The organism is Actinoalloteichus spitiensis RMV-1378, from assembly GCF_000239155.1.
GTDB classification, from domain to species: Bacteria; Actinomycetota; Actinomycetes; order Mycobacteriales; family Pseudonocardiaceae; genus Actinoalloteichus_B; species Actinoalloteichus_B spitiensis.
This window is the reverse complement of the sequence record NZ_AGVX02000475.1, coordinates 1-4,255: the sequence shown is the minus strand read 5'-3', so window position 1 is coordinate 4,255 and position 4,255 is coordinate 1. Positions and strand designations below refer to the sequence as shown.

Below are 4,255 nucleotides of genomic sequence, written 5' to 3'. Positions count from 1 at the left end.
GGCCGGTGGGCCGGCCAGTGCTGGTAGCCGGTCCCACCCCGCTCCTCCTGCGCGCGGCCGGTGCCGCCACCGCGGTGCGGGACGCGTGTACGGTCCGTTCCTCCCGGGTGCGGTGCGGGAAGGGAACCGGTGCGGACACCTCACGGCGGGGCTCACGAGATCAATGGCTATCGCCTTTTCTGTATCCCCTGCAAGGCGGAATCAGGACCTGCACTCCAAAGAGTGAGAGACCGAAAATTCCGTTCCGAAAATTGCCCTATTTCCTGGCAGTTGTCGAAACTGAATCACGTTCGAGGTGGCTGATTGTCCGGCGGATGGGTTGAATGGGCGAATTGTCGGGACGGGTCGGTGTCGGCATCGGCGGAACGCGTCTGGTTGGACGCCGTCACCACGCCTCCCGCGATGTAGGGTCGGTGCGGGGAGGAGGGCGGCGCCGCTGCCGCGCGGTGCGGGCTTTCTTTCCGTGTGCCCGGAAGTCGTCGACCTTCCCGAAAAACTCGGCCCGACCCGAAAAACGCGAGAGAGGTTCCATGAGAGACGAGATCCGCCAGTTCATCCTGGCCGTCCTCGGTGTCGAGCAGAACTCCGATTCCCCGGACAGCGCGACCGGCCGGGTCTCGCTCGGGCTGGACGACCTCACCGAGGAGCGTTTCCGGGAACTCGTGGGGAGCGTGGAGCGCGAGTACGGGATCACGCTGGCCGACGACCCGATCGCCTACGGCTCGCTGCGCACCGTCAACGACCTCGTCGAACTCGTGCTGTTGCGGCGCCTCGCCGCCAGGGAACCCGAATCCGTCGACTGAACCCGTACGCCCCCCGCGACGGGATGGGCGCTCGCCGGCCACCTCGACCCCGCCTGCCGGGCCGAGGTGGCGTTCGGACGCTCGCCCGGTCCTCACGCCAGCGCGCAGGCCGAGCCGTTGAGGGTGAACGCGGTCGGCCCGGTGTTCACCGTGGTCCAGGTGGCGGTGAACCCGACGGTCACCGAACCTCCCGAGGGGATGATCGCGGTGTGCGGGGCGTTGGTCACCCGCACGTCACCGTCCCGCTGCTCGACGACACCGCCCCACAGGTTCTGGATGCGTTGGCCATCGCGGAGGGTCCAGTCCAGCCGCCAGCCGTTCACCTCGGCGGAACCGGTGTTGCCGATGACCAGCTCCCCCTGGAAGCCGCCCGGCCACTGGTTGACGACCCGGTAGCCCACCGAGCACGAGGGACCGGTGCCACCGCCACCGTCCTCCCCGTACACCGAGGCCTCCACGGAGGTGTCGGCGATCCCGTTCCCACCGTGGAAGATCCGCTCGCCCCACGAGGTGAGGCTGTTCCCGTCGAAGTCGTTGACCATGTCGAGGTAGCCGACCTCGCTGCTGTTGCCGCTCCAGGACCAGCCGATGTACCCGAGCCCCCGGGTCTCGGCGCCCGCCATGATGGCGTCCTCGTCGGGGTCGCCGTCGGAGTGGTAGTGCCCGAACTCGCCGATGACCAGCGGCAGGTTCGCGTCCTGGAAGGCCGCCAGGTAGTCGTCGACCTTCGTCGCGGTGTCGTACACGCCGTACATGTGGATCGAGAACACCGTGTTGCCCGCCGGGTCGCTGGCGAAGACCTCCTCGGCGTTGTCCCGCATGGTGAAGGTCCAGTCCTGCCCCCAGTTGGGGGCGTCCACCAGCAGCGTGTGGGTGAACCCGGCCGACCGCAGTCGTTCGATCGCGCCGATGGTGTCCGCCGTCCACGCCTCGTACCCGGTGTTGCCGTGCGGTTCGTTGCCGATGTTGACGATGACGTAGGCCTCCTCGCCCTCCACGGCCTCCCGCACGTCGAGCCAGTAGTCCACGGCCTGGTCCAGGCTGGCCGCGCCGTCCTGCTCCCCGTACCCGGTCGTGTCGTGGACCTCCAGCACGCAGATCAGCCGGTTGGCCTTGCACAGCGAGACCACGTTCGCGACGTCGTCGACGTCGTTGCGCTCCCAGCGGTGTCCGCTGCTCAGCACCACGCGCACGGTGTTCGCGCCCAGTGCCTTGATGTCAGCGAAGGCACCGGTCTCGTGGGTGAACCACGCGTGGGGGTGGCTGACCCCGCGCATGACGAACTCGGTGCCGTTCGCGTCGTACAACCGGCCGTCGGAGACGGTGAAGCCCGCCTGGGCGTGGGCTGAGGGGGTGACGACGAACAGGGTGAGCAGTAGGGAGGCGAGCAGGGTTCCTGCGGTTCTCAGTGGGTTCCTCATGACCTGCCTTCTGGGGTGACCAGTGGTCCGGACAGGGAACTGTCGGACCGAGGAAGGCACTCGGATCCGGGCGGCCCGTTCAGCATAGGACCGGTGCTCCCACCCGCTCAATGACGCGGACGGCCGCCGCGACGGGGGTACCGCCGGCCCAGGGAGCTCGGCCGTCCGGGCCCGCCCGGCCCTCGGGTCGGCGCCCCTCCCGGGCTCCCCGCGTTCGGGTGACAGCGGGGCGGGCACGTGTGAAACCGCGATCGACCGGTAACGCGAGGGGCGGCGGCATCGACACCGAGGGCATCAGGACCATGAACAGGGAGGTCGACCATGTCCGACACCCGGCGTGCCGCGCTGTTCGCCTTGGGCGGCGTGTTCCTCCTCGCCGCGGTCGCGCTGCTCTGGTACCCGCCCGCGGCGGCGGGGGTCCTCCTCGCGATGGCGGTGGGCTACGGGCTGATCAGCTGCGCCAACGACCCGGCGCGCGCCGACGCCCGGCTCTGGACGCGCAACGGCCACTGACCACGGCGAGGCCGGCCGGCGCCTCCGGCCCGGCGGGTTCGCCCGTCCCCTGATCCGCCCTCCCCGCCGGGACCGGTCAGCGTGCGACCAGGCGGCACCGGTTCGGCCCGAGGGGCGTCAGGGTCACCCCCTGACCGACCGGGACCGAGCCGTCGACCGGCTCGAACCGGTACGCGCTCGCCAGCATCGACAGGGCCAGCACCGTCTCCAGCATGGAGAAGTGCTGGCCGATGCAGGCCCGGGGCCCACCGCCGAAGGGGTACCAGGCGTAGCGGGGCCGGCCGGCCTCCCGCTCCGGGAGGAAGCGGTCGGGGTCGAACCGCTCGGGTTCGGACCAGTAGGCCGGATGCCGGTGGGTCACCCACGGCATGAGCGCCACCTCCGTCCCGGCCGGGATGTGGTGGCCGTCGATCTCGGTGTCCGTGCGGGCGCTGCGCGCGATCACCGGGGCGGACGGGTAGAGGCGCAGCGCCTCCTTGACCACCCGGGTGGTGTGTTCGAGTTCGTGCAGATCGGCCGGCCCCGGTTCCCGGCCACCCAGCACCCGGTCGACCTCCTCCCGCAACCGCCGCTGCTCCTCGGGGTGGGTGGCGAGCAGGTGCAGGGAGAAGGACAACGCCGTCGCCGTCGTCTCGTGGCCGGCGAGGAGGAAGAGCAGCACCTGGTCCCGCACCTCGGAGGGGGAGAGGCGGTCACCGTCGTCGTCCCGGGCGCGGATGAGCCGGCTGAGCAGGTCGTCGCCGGCCGCGCCGGCCGCCGTGCGCTCGGCGATGATCTGGTCGCACAGGGCGTAGAGCTCGGACCTCGCCGAGGCGACCCGCCGGTTGGCGGGGGTGGGCCAGCCGCGAGGGGTCCGGACTGGGCTGGTCCCGCGCCGGTAGGTCCAGGCGTTCAGCACCGGGAAGCACCGTTGGATGGTCGGGACCGCCGCGCTGCCGTCCGCCCCGAAGAGCAGGCGGGTCACCACCCGCAGGGTCAGGTCGGTCATCTCCCCGGCGATGTCGATCACCTCGCCGTCGCGCTCCCGCCACCCGTCGAGCGTGCGGCTGGTCTCCTCCCGGATGCCCTCGGCGTAGCCGTCGACCCGGCGCCGGGTGAACAGCGGCTGGACCAGGCGGCGCTGGCGCACGTGGTCGTCCCCGTCGCTGGTCAGCAGGCCGTCCCCGATGACCGCCCTGATCTCCTGGTACAGGTGGCCTCCCTTGTGGAACGGGGCGCCCGCCGACAGGACCCGGGCCACGCCGCTCGCCGAGAAGACGGCGTGGAAGGAGACGCGCAGTCCCGGCGGGCCCGCGGCGAACCGGACGACGTCACCGCTGTCCCGGCAGGCACGCAGGTAGGTCTGGAGCGCGTCACGGCGGAGGTCGAGCAGCGAGCCCAGGACGGGGACACCGGCGGCGACGGGGGTGCGGAGCGAGCTCATCGGCGGCTCTCCCAATCTTGTGGTTCGTACGGCGTGACCGACGGGGGCGCCGGGCCACCACCGGCGGCTCGGCGGGGCCGGGCCCCCGCGGCCCC

At 71.4% G+C, this 4,255-nt stretch carries 4 protein-coding genes; 2 read left to right on the top strand and 2 right to left on the bottom strand.

Annotated features, from left to right (window positions below; translation table 11 throughout):
* Positions 1-530 precede the first annotated feature (530 nt).
* Complete coding sequence (locus ACTIDRAF_RS0219535) at positions 531-803, top strand: hypothetical protein (protein WP_016700411.1); 273 nt, start codon at positions 531-533, stop codon at positions 801-803.
* Between the two features lie 92 nt (positions 804-895).
* Here the strand turns inward: ACTIDRAF_RS0219535 and ACTIDRAF_RS0219530 are convergent, their stop codons facing one another.
* The gene (locus ACTIDRAF_RS0219530; RefSeq protein ID WP_016700410.1) at positions 896-2,224 is read right to left on the bottom strand and encodes a cellulase family glycosylhydrolase; all 1,329 of its coding nucleotides are present in this window, start codon (positions 2,222-2,224) and stop codon (positions 896-898) included.
* A 321-nt stretch (positions 2,225-2,545) separates the two neighbouring features.
* Here ACTIDRAF_RS0219530 and ACTIDRAF_RS0219525 point away from each other — a divergent pair, with 321 nt between their 5' ends.
* On the top strand, positions 2,546-2,737 hold the full coding sequence (locus ACTIDRAF_RS0219525; RefSeq protein ID WP_016700409.1) for a hypothetical protein: 192 nt from the start codon (positions 2,546-2,548) through the stop codon (positions 2,735-2,737).
* Positions 2,738-2,813: 76 nt separating this feature from the next.
* On the opposite strand, the gene ACTIDRAF_RS0219520 is transcribed toward ACTIDRAF_RS0219525, so the two are convergent.
* Complete coding sequence (locus ACTIDRAF_RS0219520) at positions 2,814-4,160, bottom strand: cytochrome P450 (protein WP_016700408.1); 1,347 nt, start codon at positions 4,158-4,160, stop codon at positions 2,814-2,816.
* Positions 4,161-4,255 lie beyond the last annotated feature (95 nt).

Excerpts from the sequence above, each read along its gene's own strand:
- ACTIDRAF_RS0219530 (WP_016700410.1), bottom strand. The coding sequence starts at position 2,224 with ATGAGGAACCCACTGAGAACCGCAGGAACCCTGCTCGCCTCCCTACTG.
- ACTIDRAF_RS0219525 (WP_016700409.1), top strand. The coding sequence starts at position 2,546 with ATGTCCGACACCCGGCGTGCCGCGCTGTTCGCCTTGGGCGGCGTGTTC.
- ACTIDRAF_RS0219535 (WP_016700411.1), top strand. The coding sequence starts at position 531 with ATGAGAGACGAGATCCGCCAGTTCATCCTGGCCGTCCTCGGTGTCGAG.
- ACTIDRAF_RS0219520 (WP_016700408.1), bottom strand. The coding sequence starts at position 4,160 with ATGAGCTCGCTCCGCACCCCCGTCGCCGCCGGTGTCCCCGTCCTGGGC.